We start from the raw sequence: 17,322 nt of genomic DNA on the forward strand, positions 1-17,322 counted from the left end.
GCGGTACACCGACCAAGTGCACCGCAAAAATGCCGTTAAGCACAGCAACAACGATTCGGTAAATCAGATCAATCCAGCAGCGCCAGCGCCTGCGCAGTGACTTCCTGGATGCGGGCCCAGTCGCCGTTCTTGACCCATTCCGGGTCGAGCATCCAGCTACCGCCCACGCACATTACGTTTTTCAACGCCATGTAGCTCTTGATGTTGGCCGGGCCAACGCCACCGGTCGGGCAGAATTTCACTTCGCCGAACGGGCCGCCCAGGGCCTTGATGGCCGCCACGCCGCCGCTGACTTCCGCCGGGAACAGCTTGAAGCGGCGATAACCCAGGCCATAGCCTTCCATGATGCCCGAGGCATTGCTGATACCCGGCAGCAGCGGGATCGGGCTGTGCACCGAGGCTTCGAGCAGGTCGCGGGTAATGCCGGGGGTGACGATAAACTGCGAGCCCGCCACTTCAGCAGCTTCGAGCATATGGCGATCGAGCACAGTGCCAGCACCCGTGCACAGTTCAGGGCGTTGCTCGCGCAGTACCTGAATAGCCTTGAGGCCGAACTCGGAACGCAGGGTCACTTCCAATGCGGTCAAACCACCGGCTGCCAGGGCATCGGCCAGCGGCAGGATGTCCTGTTCGCGGGCGATGGTGATCACCGGCAGGATCCGCGCCTTGGCGCAGAGGCTGTCGATCAGGGCAACTTTATCCGCCATGGACACGGTCGGTTGAGGGCTTTTCATAGCGGCTGATCCTTGGCTCATGGGCACCAGTAAATCTCTAATGTAGGTTGCAAAAACGCGCGAATCGGCATGGCAGCGACGTCGTCATTGGCCAGCGCGGCGCTCAAGGTGGTCAATTTCGAGCTGCCGGATATCGACAGCACGGTGTAGGTGGCCGTGGCCAGCAACGCGCGACTCATGGTCAGGCGCTGGTGTGGCACGGTCGGCGCCAGCATTGGCCAGCAACGGCGGGTACCGTCGGCCTGCAGGGCTTCGTTCAGGTTCGGGCTGTTGGGAAACAGCGACGCGGTGTGGCCGTCGTCGCCCATGCCGAGTACCAGCACATCAATGCCTGGCAGTTCGGCCAGCAGGCGATCAGCCTGCTCGGCAGCGTCTTCAAGGTTGGCGGCGGCGCTGTACAGGCTCAGGAACTTCGCCTTGGCCGCCGGCCCCTGCAACAGGTGCTGCTTGAGCAGGCCGGCATTGCTGTCGGCGTGTTCCACCGGCACCCAGCGCTCGTCGGCCAGGGTGATGGTGACCTTGGACCAGTCCAACCCCTGCTTGGCCAGGTGCTGGAAAAACGCCACGGGGCTGCGGCCACCGGACACTACCAGGGTCGCCTCGCCACGCGCACTGATGGCCGCGCGCAGTTGTTCCGCCACGTCCAGCGCCAGGCCTTCGGCCAGCAGCACCGGCGTGCGGTACTCATGGGCGGTGACGCCCTGAGGCAGTTTCAATTCAGATATCGCCATACCACGACCTCCCATCTCGCGTGATCAGTGCAATCGAGCTCATCGGCCCCCAGGACCCCGCCGCATACGGCTTGGGCGCATCACCGGATTTTTTCCACCCGGCGATCAACTGGTCACACCATTTCCACGCGGCTTCGATTTCATCTTTGCGAACAAACAGGTTCTGATTGCCGCGCATCACTTCCAGCAACAACCGCTCGTAGGCATCCGGGATGCGTGCGCTGCGGTAGGTGTCGGAAAAATTCAGTTGCAGTGGCCCGCTGCGCAGTTGCATGCCCTTGTCCAGGCCCTGCTCCTTGGTCATCACGCGCAAGGAAATACCTTCGTCCGGCTGCAGGCGGATGATCAGTTTGTTACTGATCTGCAGGCGCTGCTCAGGGGCGAAGATGTAGTGGGACGGTTCCTTGAAGTGGATAACAATCTGCGACAGCTTTTGCGGCATGCGCTTGCCGGTACGCAGGTAGAACGGCACGCCGGCCCAACGCCAGTTACGGATATCGGCACGCAGGGCGACGAAGGTCTCGGTGTCGCTCTGGGTGTTGGAATTCTCTTCTTCGAGGTAACCCGGCACCGCTTTGCCCGCGCTGTAGCCGGCGATGTACTGGCCGCGCACCACTTGGGTGGTCAGGCCGTCCGGGCTGATGGGCGCCAGGGCCTTGAGCACTTTTACCTTCTCATCGCGGATGCTGTCGGCCGACAGGTCGGCGGGCGGGTCCATGGCGATCAGGCAAAGCAGTTGCAGCAGGTGGTTCTGGATCATGTCCCGCAGTTGGCCGGCCTTGTCGAAGTAACCCCAGCGGCCTTCGATACCGACTTGCTCGGCCACGGTGATTTCCACGTGGGAGATGTAGTTCTGGTTCCACTGGGTTTCGAACAGGCTGTTGGCGAAACGCAGCGCGATCAGGTTCTGGACCGTTTCTTTGCCCAGGTAGTGGTCGATACGGTAGGTGCGGTTTTCCGGGAAAAACTGCGCCACGGCGTCGTTGACCTTGCGCGAGGATTCCAGGTCCGAGCCAATGGGTTTTTCCAGGACCACGCGGGTATTTTCCGCCAGGCCGACCTTGGACAGGTTCTCGCAGATGGCGCCATACACCGCCGCCGGCGTGGCGAAGTAGGCGATCAGGCGTTGTTCGGTGCCGGCGATTTCCGCCAGGGCCACGTAGTCGTCGGCCTTCATGAAGTCGACGTGCACATAGGTCAGGCGCGCCAGGAAACGCTGGGCGATAGCTTCGTCCAGTTCCTTGCCGACGTATTTACGCAATTCTTTTTCGATATGGGCCAGGTGCTGCTGCTCGGAACCGGCTTCACGGGCCAGGGCCAGGATGCGCGTATCGTCGTGCAGCAGGCCGGCACCATCGAGTTGATAGAGGGCAGGAAATAACTTGCGCAGCGCCAGATCACCCACGGCGCCAAACAGGGCAAAGGTGCAGGGTTCTACGGTTATCGAAGGCATGATGTTTGTTCTTTTATCAAGTTAAGCTACAAATACCTTTTTTCAAGGCATCACTCAAGGAAAAATGTAGTAATAACCACAACATTTTCCCGAAATACGCATTCCGAGTGGTGGTGTTCAGCTACCCTCAGTAGGATAGGCCACCGCGAAAAGCCACTCGTCGATTGGTTACCGCCCTTTATTTGCATCGTCGCCCGAAGGAAAGACTGAATGGACCGCGTGCGAAATCTTCTGGAACAGATCCGGAACCGCCTCGAAGAATTGAACAAGGCCGAGCGTAAAGTCGCTGAAGTCATCCTGCTCAACCCGCAGCAGGCCACACGCTTCTCGATCGCCGCCCTCGCCCAGGCCGCCTCGGTCAGCGAACCGACGGTCAACCGCTTCTGCCGCTCGTTCGGCGTCAGTGGTTACCCTGAACTTAAATTGCAGCTGGCGCAAAGTTTGGCCAGTGGCGCCGCGTACGTCAGCCGGGCGGTGGAAGCCGATGATAACCCCGAGGCGTACACGCAGAAGATCTTTGGCAGCGCCATTGCCTCCCTGGACAGCGCCTGCCAGGCCCTGGACCCGGCCCTGATCAGCAAAGCCGTGGACCTGTTGATCCAGGCACGGCAGATCCACTTCTTCGGCCTGGGTGCTTCGGCGCCGGTGGCCATGGATGCGCTGCACAAGTTTTTCCGCTTCAACCTGGCGGTCACCGCCCACGCCGACGTGCTGATGCAACGCATGATCGCGTCGGTGGCGCATACGGGCGAGCTGTTTGTGATCATTTCCTACACCGGGCGTACCCGCGAACTGGTGGAAGTGGCGCGTATTGCCCGGGAAAACGGTGCATCGGTGCTGGGCGTAACGGCCGAGAACTCACCGCTGGCCAAGGCCAGTACGGTGAGCCTGAATATTCCGCTGCCGGAAGACACCGACATCTATATGCCGATGACGTCGCGGATCATTCAGTTGACGGTGTTGGATGTGCTGGCTACTGGCATGACCTTGCGCCGTGGGGTGGATTTCCAGCCGCATTTGCGCAAGATCAAAGAGAGCTTGAATGACAGCCGGTATCCGGTGGGGGATGAGTTTAACTAAGCCAGGTTGTGTGTTGGCTTTACTGGCCCTATCGGGGGCAAGTCGAATCGTCGCACCGCCCCTCCCACATTCGACCGTATTTCAAATGTGGGAGGGGGCTTGCCCCCGATAGGGCCCTCAGCCCCACCACTAAACCCCAGCCCGCGCCTGCAAACTCAAATGCGCCCTCTCCCCCGGCGCCAAACTCGCCCCCGCCATCGCCGACTCCACGCACACAAACCCCGACGCCTCGTTGAAGCTCACCCCCAGCAGCGGCCGGCTGCCCGGGTGCCACACCACGGTGTCGGCGCTGTCGCCGGTGTCGATGCACAGTTCGCGCTGCCAGGCGTGATCCTTGAGGTGCAACTCGCCCTCATGCTGGAACACCCGCTGGCACCCACCATCCACCCGTAGCTCACCTTCCTGCTGGCAGGCTTGGCGACTGAGCTGGTCATAACCCTGCGCACCTTCGAGCCCAGACAGCGCTATCTCGTCGACGTGACCAATACGCCAGTAGGCGTGCAAAGCATGGCTCAACTGGCACGGCAGCTCGTCCTGATGCTCGGTGCTCAGGCGCAGTTCCAGGGTTTCACCCAAGTGCGCGTGCAGGTCGACCTGCCAGTCGCACAATTGCAATTGCCAATGCAGGCGCACGCCGTCGTCGTCGGTGCTGCTGTCGATCAGCTTCCAATCGATCAACCGCGCCCAGCCATGGGACGGCCACGCATTCTCGCTCGGATGGCGGCCATACCAAGGCCAGCACACCGGCACGCCGCCACGGATGGCGCCGACTTGCGGCCACTTGGCCGCGCACCACAACCAGGGTTTCTGGCCACGCGGCTGAAAATGCAGCAGTTGCGCGCCCTGGCGGCTGAACACCGCCTGGCACAGCGGATGGTCGATCACCAACACATCGCGCATCTGAAAGCGTTCCCAGGCGAACACCGGTTGCTCGCGCAGGGATTTGAAAAAGCGTTGCAGCGGATGCTCATGCATGTGCCACGGTCCTGAAGGTCTTTGTAGGCGCTGGCTTGCCTGCGATGCAGGCAACTCGGTGCTTCAGATAAACCAAGGTGATGCCATCGCAGGCAAGCCGACTCCCACACAAAAAAAAGCGGATAGCCATGGCTACCCGCAAAATGCGCACAGAGAGAAGGAGCTTATCGCAACAGCGTTAGAACGTAGACTGGATTTTCAAACCGGCTACGAATGCGTTGTCGACTTTATCCACGCCACCCGGCTGGACAACGTACTGCAGGTTCGGACGCACGGTCAGCCAGTTGGTCACCTTGATGCCGTAGTTGAGTTCGACGTTGTACTCGGTCTCGCGAATCGGCGTGTACAGCGGGTTGTCGTAGTCGTTCACGCCATTGGAGGCGTTGAGCAACTCGGCGTTTTTCTTCACGTCATCGTTGACGTGCAGACGCGCCACACCAATCCCGATGTCGTCTTTTGGACGCGCGTCGAATGGGCCTTTGTAAACCAGCATGAGCGACTGATAGTTGTCGACCAGGTTGGTTTCCTTATCGTGGAAGGTAGCGTTGGCGGCGATGTTCAGGCCGCGCGACGAGTCGCCGTTGTGGCTGGTGAGTTGCTGTTGCGCAACGAACCAGTAGCCTTTCTTGCTGCTGCGGGTACGGTAGTCAGCGCGGGTGGTGGCAGCGTCGTTGCCGTTCACGTCTTCACGTACGTCGGCCGCATCGGCGGCGCTTTTGTAGTAACCCACACGGTATTCGCCTGGCAGGCTATTGACCTTCGGCGACCAGACCAACTCCACCGGAATCACGGTGCCCTTGGTGCCGCTGCCGCTGAGCTTGAAGCCATTACCGTGCTCAAGCTGCGATGGGTTCTGGTTGTAGGCACCGATCTGCGCGTACAACTCAGGCGTGATGTTGTACTTCACGCGGATAGCGGCCTGGCTGACGGGCCAGTTGTACCAGGTGTTTACATAGTTACCCACTTGCGAGCCGCAGAACGACAGGTTCTGGAAGTCGCATGGGAAGGTGTTGAAGTCTTCGCCTTCGCCGAAGTAACCGAGCTTCACGTCCAACTTGTTGTCGAACATCTGGTGCTGGATCCAGAACTGGGTCAGACGCACCATGTGGCCACGGCCGTAGACTTCCATGGACGAACTCAGGGTGCCGGCACGCGGGTCACCGATACGGTCGTTGGAGATGTTCTGGCCATTACGGTTGGTCAGTTGGATCTTGGCCTGGGTGTTATCCCAGCCCCACAGCTTTTGCAGGTCGAGTGCTACGCCCAACCCAAACTGGTCGGAGTAACGGCCGGTTTTGTCGTCGTTATAGCCGCCATGCAGGTTGGCGCCCATTTCCCCGACGTAGTCAGCCTTGATGTCGATACCTTGCTCGATCAGCTTGGTACGCTCGCCACCCCAATCGCCAGTCATCCACTTGGAGCTGGAGCTGAATGCATCGTCTGCCATCGCATTGGCGGACAATACCAGGGCTGCTGCTGCTGACAGTTGGCAGATCAGCCGAGTGTTGTTGTGTTGCTTTTTCATCCCTACATCCTCGTCTTTATTGTTATTAAACTGTTTTTATTTAACGCGGTTTACTTTTTTTATCTAAAACAACAACTTATCTGCTTCAGCGGCCTTTGAATTGGGCCACGTTATCGGCATGCCCTTGTGATGGCAGTGAAGCAGCAGTGCCCAAGCGCTCGCCGGTTTTGGCGTCGAACAGCAATACCTTGGCTGGATCAAATTGCAGGGTCAGGGTCTCGCCCACTTGCGGCGCAACGTCGGGCGCCAAGCGGCAGCAAACCTTGGTGTCATTGAGCTGCACAAACACCAGGGTGTCCGGGCCGGTCGGCTCGGTGACTTGCACCTCGGCACGAATGCTCGATGCACTGTCGCCCTCGCCCGTCGCCAACATGATCTGCTCCGGGCGCAGGCCCAGGATCACGTCGCGGTCTTCGAGGCCTGCGTCGCTCACGTTCAGCGCCAGCTCACAACGGGCCTGGCCGCTGTCGAGCAAGGCGACCAGGCGGCCGTCCTTGCGCTGCAGGCGCAAAGGCACGAAGTTCATTGGAGGTGAACCGATAAAGCTTGCCACAAACTGGTTGGCCGGGTTGTTATAAATTTCCTTCGGCGTACCGAATTGCTGGATGATGCCGTCCTTCATCACCGCCACTTTGTCGCCCAGGGTCATTGCTTCGATCTGGTCGTGGGTTACATAAACCGTGGTGGTCTTGAGGCGCTGGTGCATCAGTTTCATTTCGGTGCGCATCTCGACGCGCAGCTTGGCGTCGAGGTTGGACAGCGGTTCGTCGAACAGGTAGATCTTCGGCCGACGCGCCAAGGCACGGCCCATGGCCACACGCTGCTGCTGGCCGCCGGACAGTTGGCCCGGCTTGCGGTTAAGCAGGTGCTCGATCTGCAGCAGCTTGGCTACGCGCGCCACTTCGGCGTCGATGTCGGCTTGGGGCATCTTGCGGATTTTCAGGCCGAACTCGATGTTCTCGCGCACGCTCATGGTCGGGTACAGCGCGTAGGACTGGAACACCATGGCGATGTCGCGATCCTTGGGGCTCATGCCGCTCACGTCCTGGTCGCCGATCATGATCGCGCCGCCGGTGATGGTTTCCAGGCCGGCGATGCAGTTCATCAACGTCGATTTACCGCAACCCGAAGGCCCTACCAGGATCAGGAATTCGCCTTCCTTGATCGACAGCTCGATGTTCTTCAAGGTGTCGGGCAGGCCGGCACCATAAGTCTTGTTTACATTGCGAAGTTCAAGCGTAGCCATGATTACCCCTTGACCGCGCCGGCCGTGAGGCCGCGCACGAAATACTTGCCTGCGATCACATAGACCAGCAGGGTCGGCAGCCCGGCGATCATCGCCGCCGCCATATCCACGTTATATTCCTTGGCCCCGGTGCTGGTGTTGACCAGGTTGTTCAGCGCCACCGTGATGGGCTGCGAGTCGCCACTGGAGAACACCACACCGAACAGGAAGTCGTTCCAGATCTGGGTGAACTGCCAGATCAGGCAGACCATGATGATCGGCGTCGACATCGGCAGAATGATCTGACGGAAGATGGTGAAGAAACCCGCACCATCCAGGCGTGCCGCCTTGATCAGCGCATCCGGAATGCTCACGTAGTAGTTACGGAAAAACAGCGTGGTAAAGGCCAGCCCGTAGACCACGTGCACAAACACCAGGCCGGTGGTGGTACTGGCCAGGCCCATTTTGCCGAGGGTGAACGACGCCGGCAGCAACACGGTCTGGAACGGCAGGAAGCAGCCGAACAGCAGCAAGCCGAAGAACAGTTGCGAGCCTTTGAAGCGCCAGAACGACAGCACATAGCCGTTCAATGCACCAATGGCGGTGGAGATCAGCACAGCAGGAACGGTGATCTTGATCGAGTTCCAGAAGTAGCCGTCCACGGTGGCCCAGGCCTTGACCCAGCCGATGCCGGTAACCACGGTCGGCCAGCTCAGCAGGTTGCCGGTGCCGATGTCTTCTGGGGTCTTGAAGCTGGTGAGCAACATCACCACCAGCGGCACCAGGTACAGCAGCACGGCGAGGATCAGCACCGCGTAGATCGCGATGCGGCTCAGGCTGATGGCCGGTTTGTTAGCGAGACTAGTCATTACGCTTGGTCCTCAGCTCGGAGTAGAGGTAAGGCACGATGATCGCGAGGATCGCACCGAGCATCAGGATTGCACTGGCCGAGCCCATGCCCATCTGGCCACGACTGAAGGTGAACGAGTACATGAACATCGCTGGCAGGTCGGACGAGTAGCCCGGGCCGCCGGCGGTCATCGCCGCGACCAGGTCGAAGCTCTTGATCGCAATGTGCGCCAGGATCATCACCGCACTGAAGAACACCGGGCGCAGGCTTGGCAGCACCACGCTCCAGTAGATGCGCGGCAGGCTCGCGCCGTCGATCTGCGCCGCACGCACGATCGATTGATCAACCCCACGCAGGCCGGCAAGGAACATCGCCATGATGAAACCCGAGGCTTGCCACACGGCGGCAATCACCAGGCAGTACACCACGCGGTCCGGGTCGATCAGCCAGTCCAGGCGGAAGCCTTCCCAGCCCCAGTCACGCAGGAGTTTGTCCAGGCCCATGCCCGGGTTGAGCAGCCATTTCCAGGCGGTACCGGTGACGATCATCGAGAGCGCCATCGGGTACAGGTAAATGGTGCGGATAAAACCTTCGCGGCGGATTTTCTGGTCGAGGAAGATCGCCAGGGTCACGCCGATAACCAGGGTGATGCCGATAAACATCCCGCCGAAAAGTGCCAGGTTCTTGCTCGCTACCCACCAGCGGTCGTTGTCAAACAACCGCGCGTATTGCGCAAGGCCCGCCCATTTGTAGCTCGGCAGGAACGTAGAGGTCGTGAACGAGAGTACAAACGTCCACAGGATGTAGCCGTAGAAGCCCACCAACACGATGAACATGCTGGGCGCCAGCACCAGTTTGGGTAGCCAGCGCTGCAGTGCATCGAACGGCGAGGCTTTGCTGAACACAGCAACAGAACTCATGGGGAAATCCAATACAAGGAAAAGGACTACAGGAACAAGCCTTGTGAGGGGTCAGGGGTCCCCCTCACAAGGTCAACCATTACTTGGCAGACTTGATCGCAGCGCCAAGTTTCTTGGCGGTGTCGGCCGGGTCGGCTTTCGGGTCGTTGATGTAGTTGGTCACGACATCGAAGAACGCACCTTGCACAGCCAGGGTGGTGGCCATGTTGTGCGCCATGCTTGGTTGCAGGCCGCCGGTCTTGGCGTCTGCCAGGAAGTCCTTGGCAGCGGTCTGGGCGCAGGAGTCGAAGCCGTACGATTCCATTTTGTTCAGCATGTCGTTACGCACAGGGATCGAACCCTTGTTGATGCTGAAGACTTTCTGGAAGTTTTCACCCAGCACGATTTTGGCGATGTCCTGCTGACCCGCCGCCGTGCCTTTGTCTTTCTGCTTGAACACCGCCAGGGAGTCGATGTTGTAGGTGAAGGCTTTGTCGGTGCCTGGGAAGGCTACGCACTCGTAGTCCTTGCCGGCGACTTTCTTGGCGGCGGTCCATTCGGACTTGGCCCAGTCACCCATGATCTGCATGCCGGCCTTGCCGTTGATGACCTTGCCCGCTTCCAGGTTCCAGTCCTGGCCCTTGCCGTCGACGTCCATGTAGGTCGCGACTTTCTTCAGCTCAGTCAGGGACTTGACCATTTCCGGGCCGGTCAGGGCTTTTTCATCCAGGTCGACCAGGGCTTTCTTGTAGCCATCGGCACCCATCACCGACAACACAACCGCTTCGAATACGGTGCTGTCCTGCCATGGCTGGCCACCGTGGGCGAGCGGGATGAAGCCAGCGGCCTTGAGCTTGTCGCCGGCGGCGTAGAATTCTTCGAGGGTGGTCGGGTTCTTGGTGATGCCGGCTTTCTTGAAGACTTCCGGGTTGATCCACAGCCAGTTAACGCGGTGGATGTTGACCGGTACGGCGACGTAATCACCGTCGTACTTCACGGTATCGGAGACTTTCTTGTCGAGCAGGGAGTCCCACTTTTCTTGCTTGGCAACGTCTTTCAGGACGTCGGTGTCGAGCAGGCCAGTGGAGGCCCATTCCTGGATGTCCGGGCCTTTGATCTGGGCAACGCCTGGCGGGTTGCCGGCTACCGCGCGGCTTTTCAGCACGGTCATGGCGGTGGCGCCACCGCCACCGGCGACGGCCCCGTCTTTCCAGGTGAAACCGTCTTTCTCAACTTGGGCCTTCAGTACATCTACAGCCGCTTTCTCACCGCCCGAGGTCCACCAATGCACAACTTCAACCGAACCTTTGGAGTCGGCGGCAAATGCACTGAGGGGAAACAACGAGGCAATGGAAATAGCGACGGCGAGGCGATTAATCGCGTTCATCTGAGTACCTTTTCTTGTTGTTATGCATGCAAGTCTAGAGCTTGCGCTGCACGGAGTTTAAACATGGATTTTTTAAACGCAGGTAACAAAGGGATGCACAAATGTCACCACTTGGTGACATAGCACCCAGCCCCCGTGGCACTGGCCATGCTTGGCGCTAACGGCAGCGCAGGCAGCAATACCGCTTGCCAGGCATGGTACAGGTCCGGTTTACCCCCCCAGATGTTGCTGCTGGGTTGGTTGTGCGGGTTGAGTTCGTGGTGCCAGCTGCCGTCGGTACGGTCGATAAAGTAGCTGTCGCAGAACTCCCAGAAACGTCGGTACCAGGTTTCGTAGTGCAACTCCCCGGTACGTTTGAGCAGGGCCTGTGCAGCGGCGCTGGCTTCGCAATGGGTCCAGTGCAGGCGCTCGCGCACCACCGGGCGTTGATTCCAGTCCAGGGTGTAGACGATGCCGGGGGCACCGTCTACCGCCCAGGCGTATTCGCAGGCGCTGGCGAACAGGCCCTTGGCGTCGCTGAGCAACCAATCCGGCGTCGCCAGCCCAGCCTGCAGGCGCGCCGCCTCCAGGTGCAGCACCAGCCGCGCCCACTCGAAACCGTGGCCGGGGGTGATGCCATAGGGGCGGAAGCCGTCAGCGGGGTTGTCTTCGTTGTAGCCCAGCACGGGTTGCCACTGGGCGTCGAAATGCTCGATCACCATGAACCTGTTAGCGGCGGCGTGGCTGTGGATAACACGTTCGACAATGCGCAACGCGCGGTCCAACCAGCGCGTATCGCCCGTGACGTCCGCCAGCGCGAGGAACGCTTCGGTGGCGTGCATGTTGCTGTTGGCGCCGCGATAGGCTTCGACGCCGCTCCAGTCCTGGGCAAAGGATTCGAGCATCACGCCTTCCTCCTCACTCCAGAAAAACTGGTCGATGATATGAATAGCGTCATTCAACAGGTTGTGTGCGCCCGGTGCGCCAGCCACCACCGCCGAGCTGGCGGCCAGGGCGACAAACGCATGCAGGTAGGCAGCCTTGCCACGGTTGCCGTCGACGGCATGGGGCGCGGCGAACCAGCCACCGTGTTGGCTGTCGCGCAGCGCGCCAGCCAGGGCCGCGACGCCATGCGCCACCAAGTCGGCATACCCCGGCAGGCCAAGGGCGTGGGCCATGGCGAAGCTGTGGGTCATGCGGGCGGTGTTCATGGTTTCGGCGTGGGCATCGGCCGGCAGTTGGCCTTTATCGTCCAGATTGCCAAAACCATCGGGCAGGCGGGAGGCCTTGGCGAACGTGAGCAGGCGTTGGCCTTCGGCAGCAAGCCAGGCGTGGTGGGCAGGTGCATTCAGCCAACTGCTGGCAGGCAGTGGTTGCGTGGTCATGGGTGGCCCTTATTATTTTTTGTGGGATGACCGGAGTCTAAACAAGGGCACGGGAGGGGCAAGTAACGAAGGGGATGGGAAATGTCACCAGGTGGTGACAATCTTTGCAGCCCGGCCAATTCGACTCTTGGTCACAGTTTGAAATGTGGGAGGGGCGGTGCGACGATTTGACTTGCCCCTGATGGCGGTGGGTCAGTGAAGGAAGTATCTACTGAACCACTGCCATCGGGGGCAAGCCCCCTCCCACATTTAGTAATGCAGTGTCGCTTATTGGGTGAGCGGCGTGATCCGTGCCGGCGCGTTCATTTGCTGGCTCAAGCTCTGCACCTGGCTCTGCAAGGTGGTGATATTGCGTGTGGTCTGGATGCGGAATACGTCGAACTCTTTATTGGTCGGCGCATCGCTGTTGGCCGGCTGGTTATCCTGCGCGCTCTTGAGCACCACCAGGTCCTGCTCGATACGGGCGATGGCCGCGCTCGGGTTGGGCTGTTTCTTCAGCGCCGCAACGTCGGCGACCAGTTCCTTGATCTCGGTATCGCGCTTGCCGGCATCGCCTTGCGCCGCCTTGAGGGTCGCCACGGCGTCAGTCAGCGCTTGCACCTGGCCTTGCAGCTTGGCATTGGCGTTCGACAGGTCGGTAGTGCTGGCGGTCATCTGCGCGAGGCGCTTGTCCAGCTCGGTGGCCTGGCCGGCCACGCCGACTTGCTGCTTGCCCTGCTCCAACAACTGGGTTTCCAGCTGCTTGATCTGCAGTTTCAGCGCTTCGCTGCCGTTGTTCACAGTCGCCTCGCTGGCCACCACTTTGCCGGAAATATCCTGCAGGCGCCCCGCCGCTTCTTCGCTGATGCGCGCAAAGCTTTCCTGGGTCGCGACCAGTTGCTGGCCCATCAGGGAAATCTGCTGAAAGCTCCACCAGGCAAGGCCGGCGAAGGCGATCAGCAGCGCGCCGACCAAGGCCCAGAGCGGCCCGGTACTGGCGCTCTTGACCTTGACCACTGGGGCGGTGCGTGAGCGCACGGACGTGGCGGGGCTCGGTTCGAAGTCATCGTCGTCCCCTTGGTCGGCCCGCAGGCTGGGAACATTGTCGAAGTCGTCGTTGGCATCGTTACGCATGAATCAAACCCTGAATCGGTGAGATGGCTACCTGTAAGGTCGAGCGACGGGAGTATAAACCGCAGTCCCGGCGCACTGATCGACCGGGAAGCCTGAATTCGGTTCCCGATGTGTTACCTGTTGTGAGCTTATTTCAGCCCCGGATCCTGCGCCTTCCACCAACTGCAGAATTCGTCGAGGGCGGTCCACAGGCTGACTTTGGGCTCGTAGTCCAGATAATGCCTGGCCCGGCTGATGTCGAGGGTGAAATCTTTGTTCATCACCTGCATGCCCAAGCGCGACAAGGCCGGCTCCGGACGCCCGGGCCACAGCGCGCAAAATGCCTCGTTCAACGCGGCCACGCTGTAGGACAAGCCGTAGGAGCGATAACGCGTGACCTGGGGCAGCTCCATCTGGCGCATCACGTAGTTCACTACATCCCACACCGGCACAGGGGTGCCATTGCTGATGTTGTAGGCCTTGCCCAACGCCGAGCCGGTGGCGAGCAAACTGCTCAACAGGGCTTCGTTGAGGTTGTGCACGCTGGTGAAGTCAACTTTGTTGAGGCCATCGCCGACGATGGCCAGGCGGTTCTTGCGCTGCATTTTCAACAGGCGCGGGAAAATACTCATGTCACCGGCGCCGGTGACAAACCGCGGGCGCAGGGCCAGCACTTCAAGGCCGAACTCCTGGGCGCCGAACACCTTCTGTTCCGCCAGGTATTTGGTGGCGGCGTAGGGGTGCTTGAAACGCTTGGGGACCTGCTCTTCGGTCAGCCCCAGGTGGTCGCGCCCGTCGAAGTAGATCGACGGCGACGACAAATGCACCAGGCGCCCGACCCGCTGCTTGAGGCAGGCTTCGACGACGTTTTCGGTGACCAGCACATTGCCTTGATGAAAGTCCTGGTACTTGCCCCACAGCCCCACGGCGCCGGCGCAATGCACCACGGCTTCGACGTCACGGCACAGGTCGCGCACCAGGTCGGCATCATTCAAATCACCCTGGATAAACTCGGCGCCGCGCCTTACCAGGTGTTCCACACCTTCGGCGCGTCGCCCGTTGACCCGCACGTCCAGGCCCTGCTCCAAGGCGAAACGCGCAAAGCGCCCGCCGATGAAGCCGCTTGCGCCGGTGACCAGAATTTTCATGTATTACCCCGTGTACTTTCGTTTTTCATCGCTATTGCGTTGACGCCCACCATCACTCCAACGGCACCAACCATTGGCCGCACGCCTGGGCCAGGTGATCGGTCAACAGGCCCAACAGTTGCCCGCCACTGCGCCAATGATGCCAGTACAACGGCACATCGATGGGCTTATCTGGCAATAACTCCACCAGCACACCGCGTTCCAGCTGGTCGCGCACCTGCAATTCCGGCACCAGGCCCCAGCCGAGCCCGGCTTCGGTGAGGCGGATAAAGCCTTCGGAAGACGGGCATAAATGATGTTCGAAACCACCGTCCACACCGAGCGATGCCAGGTAGCGGTGCTGCAGGAAATCATCCGGGCCGAACACCAGCGCAGGTGTGCGTGCCAATTGGTCGGCGCGCACGCCTGTGGGAAAGTGCCGCGCAATAAACGCCGGGCTGGCCAGCGCCCGATAGCGCATGGCGCCGAGCAACAGGCTGCGCGCACCGGCCACCGGGCGTTCGCTGGCGCAGATGCAGGCGGCGACTTCACCGGCACGCATGCGCTTGAGGCCTACGGTCTGGTCTTCCACCACCAGGTCCAGCAGCAAATGCTGCTCGGCACAAAAGCCACTGACCGCCTCGGCCCACCAGGTGGCCAGGCTGTCGGCATTCAGCGCGATGCGCAGCCGTTCGGGCATGCCCTCGGCGTCCAGCGCCGGCACCTGGCTTTGCAGGTCGCGCTCGAGCAACCGCACCTGTTGCACATGGTTCAGCAGGCGCCGGCCGATATCCGTGGGCGTCGGCGGCGTGGCCCGCACCAGCACCGGCTGGCCGATGCGCGCTTCGAGCAATTTGATCCGCTGGGAAATCGCCGATTGCGACACTCCCAACACCTGGGCGCCGCGTTCGAAGCCAGCCTGTTCCACCACTGCCGCCAGGGCAGAGAGCAATTTATAGTCGAACATCAGTTTCTCTAATGAGCGATCAGCAATATTGGTTTTTCTTATACAGCTTGCCCCATGAGAATAGCCAGCATCGCGTCTCTCTCTATAAGGAACTTCACATGGCTGGCGAAACCGCCCTGGCAACCCTGCTGCGCAGCATGAGCCCACACCTCAATGACGGTGACTACGTGTTCTGCACCCTGCCCGACCACCACATCCCGGCTGGCTGCGAAATCATCGGCAGCTTTCGGGAACAGGAAGGCTTGACGCTGATCCTCGAGCGCCAACAGGCGGAGCGCGCCGGCCTGGCCTTCGACTACGTCGCCGCGTGGATCACCCTGAATGTGCATTCGGCCCTGGAAGCCGTGGGCCTGACCGCCGCCTTCGCCAGCGCGCTGGGCCAGGCCGGCATCAGTTGCAATGTGATTGCCGGTTATTACCACGATCACCTGTTTGTCGGCCGCGCAGATGCCGAGCACGCCATGGATGTGCTGCGCCAGTTGGCGGCAGACGCGGAGTAAACCTTATGTGGCAAAGCTATCTCAATGGCCTGCTGGTGGCCCTCGGCCTGATCATGGCGATCGGTACGCAAAACGCCTTTGTGCTGGCGCAAAGCCTGCGCCGTGAACATCACCTCCCGGTGGCGGCACTGTGCGTGGTGTGCGATGCCCTGCTGGTGGCGGCCGGGGTGTTCGGCCTGGCCACAGTGCTGGCGCAAAACCCGCTGCTGCTGGCGATTGCCCGCTGGGGTGGCGCGGCGTTTCTGTTGTGGTACGGCACCCTGGCGTTGCGTCGGGCGTGTTCGAAACAGAGCCTGGAGCAAGGCGGTAACCTCAAGGTGCGTTCCTTGCGCGCGGTGTTGCTGAGCGCCCTGGCAGTAACGCTGCTAAACCCCCACGTGTACCTGGACACCGTGCTGCTGATTGGCTCACTGGGCGCGCAACAAACCGAACCCGGTGCCTATGTGGCCGGCGCGGCCAGCGCTTCGCTGCTGTGGTTTTCGACCCTGGCGCTGGGGGCGGCATGGCTGGCGCCGTGGCTGGCACGCCCGGCGACGTGGCGCCTGCTGGACCTGCTGGTGGCGGTGATGATGTTCAGCGTGGCCTATCAATTAATAAGCGCGCCTTGAACTTATTCCAAAAGGCTCTGGAACCTCTATCCCACACAGTTGTTGCGTGGTTTTGCCGCACCCCCGGTGCTATGATCCTGCCCCTGCGCCGCAAAGAGTACAAACTCCCCGGCGCTTGTTTGGCCGCCCGTGATCGGCCTTGCGCTCACCGCAACTGACCTGATTAGGAGAATCATCATGGCTTTCGAATTGCCGCCGCTGCCCTACGCACACGATGCCCTGCAGCCGCACATTTCCAAGGAAACCTTGGAATTCCACCACGACAAGCACCACAACACCTATGTCGTGAACCTGAACAACCTGGTGCCTGGCACCGAGTTCGAAGGCAAGACCCTGGAAGAGATCGTCAAGTCCTCTTCGGGCGGCATCTTCAACAACGCCGCTCAGGTCTGGAACCACACGTTCTACTGGAACTGCCTGGCGCCAAACGCCGGCGGTCAACCTACCGGCGCACTGGCTGAGGCGATCAACGCAGCCTTCGGTTCGTTCGACAAGTTCAAAGAAGAGTTCACCAAGACTTCCGTCGGCACCTTCGGTTCCGGTTGGGGCTGGCTGGTGAAAAAGGCTGACGGTTCCCTGGCCCTGGCCAGCACCATCGGCGCCGGCAACCCGCTGACCAACGGCGACACCCCGCTGTTGACCTGCGACGTCTGGGAACACGCTTACTACATCGACTACCGCAACGTGCGTCCAAAGTATGTGGAAGCGTTCTGGAACCTGGTCAACTGGAAGTTCGTGGCTGAGCAGTTCGAAGGCAAGACCTTCACTGCCTAAGCACCGCTTGCAGTAGAAAGAGCCCGGCGAT

At 60.6% G+C, this 17,322-nt stretch carries 17 protein-coding genes; 4 read left to right on the forward strand and 13 right to left on the reverse strand.

What is annotated here, in order from left to right; translation table 11 throughout:
* Positions 1-68: 68 nt before the first annotated feature.
* The 3 genes from CXQ82_RS24465 to zwf are packed head-to-tail and all read right to left on the reverse strand — an operon-like array spanning position 69 to position 2,918.
* On the reverse strand, positions 69-734 hold the full coding sequence (locus CXQ82_RS24465; RefSeq protein ID WP_026067364.1) for a bifunctional 4-hydroxy-2-oxoglutarate aldolase/2-dehydro-3-deoxy-phosphogluconate aldolase: 666 nt from the start codon (positions 732-734) through the stop codon (positions 69-71).
* A gap of 17 nt (positions 735-751) precedes the next feature.
* Complete coding sequence (pgl, locus tag CXQ82_RS24470; RefSeq protein WP_101272682.1) at positions 752-1,465, reverse strand: 6-phosphogluconolactonase; 714 nt, start codon at positions 1,463-1,465, stop codon at positions 752-754.
* Positions 1,452-2,918, reverse strand: coding sequence for a glucose-6-phosphate dehydrogenase (zwf, locus tag CXQ82_RS24475; RefSeq protein ID WP_101272683.1), 1,467 nt, complete (start codon positions 2,916-2,918; stop codon positions 1,452-1,454). The genes pgl and zwf overlap by 14 nt, the downstream gene beginning before the upstream one ends.
* Before the next feature lie 219 nt (positions 2,919-3,137).
* On the opposite strand from zwf, the gene CXQ82_RS24480 reads away from it, so the two are divergent.
* Positions 3,138-3,998: a MurR/RpiR family transcriptional regulator gene (locus CXQ82_RS24480; protein ID WP_169856377.1), complete on the forward strand. Its 861-nt coding sequence runs from the start codon at positions 3,138-3,140 to the stop codon at positions 3,996-3,998.
* Between the two features lie 129 nt (positions 3,999-4,127).
* Here the strand turns inward: CXQ82_RS24480 and CXQ82_RS24485 are convergent, their stop codons facing one another.
* The 10 genes from CXQ82_RS24485 to CXQ82_RS24530 form a co-directional block, all read right to left on the reverse strand.
* Complete coding sequence (locus tag CXQ82_RS24485) at positions 4,128-4,973, reverse strand: D-hexose-6-phosphate mutarotase (RefSeq protein ID WP_101272684.1); 846 nt, start codon at positions 4,971-4,973, stop codon at positions 4,128-4,130.
* A gap of 178 nt (positions 4,974-5,151) precedes the next feature.
* Complete coding sequence (locus CXQ82_RS24490) at positions 5,152-6,498, reverse strand: carbohydrate porin (protein ID WP_101272685.1); 1,347 nt, start codon at positions 6,496-6,498, stop codon at positions 5,152-5,154.
* Between the two features lie 85 nt (positions 6,499-6,583).
* On the reverse strand, positions 6,584-7,744 hold the full coding sequence (locus CXQ82_RS24495; RefSeq protein ID WP_101272686.1) for an ABC transporter ATP-binding protein: 1,161 nt from the start codon (positions 7,742-7,744) through the stop codon (positions 6,584-6,586).
* Positions 7,745-7,746: 2 nt separating this feature from the next.
* Positions 7,747-8,592, reverse strand: coding sequence for a carbohydrate ABC transporter permease (locus tag CXQ82_RS24500; RefSeq protein ID WP_101272687.1), 846 nt, complete (start codon positions 8,590-8,592; stop codon positions 7,747-7,749).
* Positions 8,585-9,493, reverse strand: a complete 909-nt coding sequence (locus CXQ82_RS24505; RefSeq protein WP_017139183.1) for a carbohydrate ABC transporter permease — start codon at positions 9,491-9,493, stop codon at positions 8,585-8,587. The genes CXQ82_RS24500 and CXQ82_RS24505 overlap by 8 nt, the downstream gene beginning before the upstream one ends.
* Positions 9,494-9,572: 79 nt before the next feature.
* Entirely contained in the window at positions 9,573-10,859 is a 1,287-nt protein-coding gene (locus tag CXQ82_RS24510; protein WP_101272688.1) for an ABC transporter substrate-binding protein, read from the reverse strand.
* 104 nt (positions 10,860-10,963) lie between these two features.
* Positions 10,964-12,223: an AGE family epimerase/isomerase gene (locus CXQ82_RS24515; protein ID WP_101272689.1), complete on the reverse strand. Its 1,260-nt coding sequence runs from the start codon at positions 12,221-12,223 to the stop codon at positions 10,964-10,966.
* Between the two features lie 267 nt (positions 12,224-12,490).
* A complete protein-coding gene (locus tag CXQ82_RS24520; protein ID WP_101272690.1) occupies positions 12,491-13,336 on the reverse strand; it encodes an ATPase in 846 nt (281 codons plus the stop codon).
* A 128-nt stretch (positions 13,337-13,464) separates the two neighbouring features.
* Positions 13,465-14,463 carry an NAD(P)-dependent oxidoreductase gene (locus tag CXQ82_RS24525; RefSeq protein ID WP_101272691.1) on the reverse strand — a complete coding sequence of 333 codons (999 nt, stop codon included), beginning with the start codon at positions 14,461-14,463 and terminating at the stop codon, positions 13,465-13,467.
* 52 nt (positions 14,464-14,515) lie between these two features.
* Positions 14,516-15,409: a LysR family transcriptional regulator ArgP gene (locus CXQ82_RS24530; protein WP_101272692.1), complete on the reverse strand. Its 894-nt coding sequence runs from the start codon at positions 15,407-15,409 to the stop codon at positions 14,516-14,518.
* 98 nt (positions 15,410-15,507) lie between these two features.
* Between CXQ82_RS24530 and CXQ82_RS24535 the strand changes: the two genes are divergently transcribed.
* The 3 genes from CXQ82_RS24535 to CXQ82_RS24545 all read left to right on the forward strand — a co-directional run bounded on the left by CXQ82_RS24535 (position 15,508) and on the right by CXQ82_RS24545 (position 17,291).
* Positions 15,508-15,909, forward strand: a complete 402-nt coding sequence (locus CXQ82_RS24535) for an ACT domain-containing protein (RefSeq protein ID WP_101272693.1) — start codon at positions 15,508-15,510, stop codon at positions 15,907-15,909.
* Positions 15,910-15,914: 5 nt separating this feature from the next.
* Positions 15,915-16,517, forward strand: a complete 603-nt coding sequence (locus CXQ82_RS24540) for a LysE/ArgO family amino acid transporter (protein WP_101272694.1) — start codon at positions 15,915-15,917, stop codon at positions 16,515-16,517.
* 177 nt (positions 16,518-16,694) lie between these two features.
* Positions 16,695-17,291, forward strand: coding sequence for a superoxide dismutase (locus tag CXQ82_RS24545; protein ID WP_016975406.1), 597 nt, complete (start codon positions 16,695-16,697; stop codon positions 17,289-17,291).
* The last annotated feature ends 31 nt before the right edge of the window (positions 17,292-17,322 follow it).

The sequence above is a fragment of the Pseudomonas sp. S09G 359 genome (assembly GCF_002843605.1).
Lineage (GTDB): Bacteria > Pseudomonadota > Gammaproteobacteria > Pseudomonadales > Pseudomonadaceae > Aquipseudomonas.

Excerpts from the sequence above, each read along its gene's own strand:
- CXQ82_RS24465 (WP_026067364.1), bottom strand. The coding sequence starts at position 734 with ATGAAAAGCCCTCAACCGACCGTGTCCATGGCGGATAAAGTTGCCCTG.
- pgl (WP_101272682.1), bottom strand. The coding sequence starts at position 1,465 with ATGGCGATATCTGAATTGAAACTGCCTCAGGGCGTCACCGCCCATGAG.
- zwf (WP_101272683.1), bottom strand. The coding sequence starts at position 2,918 with ATGCCTTCGATAACCGTAGAACCCTGCACCTTTGCCCTGTTTGGCGCC.
- CXQ82_RS24485 (WP_101272684.1), bottom strand. The coding sequence starts at position 4,973 with ATGCATGAGCATCCGCTGCAACGCTTTTTCAAATCCCTGCGCGAGCAA.
- CXQ82_RS24490 (WP_101272685.1), bottom strand. The coding sequence starts at position 6,498 with ATGAAAAAGCAACACAACAACACTCGGCTGATCTGCCAACTGTCAGCA.
- CXQ82_RS24495 (WP_101272686.1), bottom strand. The coding sequence starts at position 7,744 with ATGGCTACGCTTGAACTTCGCAATGTAAACAAGACTTATGGTGCCGGC.
- CXQ82_RS24500 (WP_101272687.1), bottom strand. The coding sequence starts at position 8,592 with ATGACTAGTCTCGCTAACAAACCGGCCATCAGCCTGAGCCGCATCGCG.
- CXQ82_RS24505 (WP_017139183.1), bottom strand. The coding sequence starts at position 9,493 with ATGAGTTCTGTTGCTGTGTTCAGCAAAGCCTCGCCGTTCGATGCACTG.
- CXQ82_RS24510 (WP_101272688.1), bottom strand. The coding sequence starts at position 10,859 with ATGAACGCGATTAATCGCCTCGCCGTCGCTATTTCCATTGCCTCGTTG.
- CXQ82_RS24515 (WP_101272689.1), bottom strand. The coding sequence starts at position 12,223 with ATGACCACGCAACCACTGCCTGCCAGCAGTTGGCTGAATGCACCTGCC.
- CXQ82_RS24520 (WP_101272690.1), bottom strand. The coding sequence starts at position 13,336 with ATGCGTAACGATGCCAACGACGACTTCGACAATGTTCCCAGCCTGCGG.
- CXQ82_RS24525 (WP_101272691.1), bottom strand. The coding sequence starts at position 14,463 with ATGAAAATTCTGGTCACCGGCGCAAGCGGCTTCATCGGCGGGCGCTTT.
- CXQ82_RS24530 (WP_101272692.1), bottom strand. The coding sequence starts at position 15,409 with ATGTTCGACTATAAATTGCTCTCTGCCCTGGCGGCAGTGGTGGAACAG.
- CXQ82_RS24535 (WP_101272693.1), top strand. The coding sequence starts at position 15,508 with ATGGCTGGCGAAACCGCCCTGGCAACCCTGCTGCGCAGCATGAGCCCA.
- CXQ82_RS24540 (WP_101272694.1), top strand. The coding sequence starts at position 15,915 with ATGTGGCAAAGCTATCTCAATGGCCTGCTGGTGGCCCTCGGCCTGATC.
- CXQ82_RS24545 (WP_016975406.1), top strand. The coding sequence starts at position 16,695 with ATGGCTTTCGAATTGCCGCCGCTGCCCTACGCACACGATGCCCTGCAG.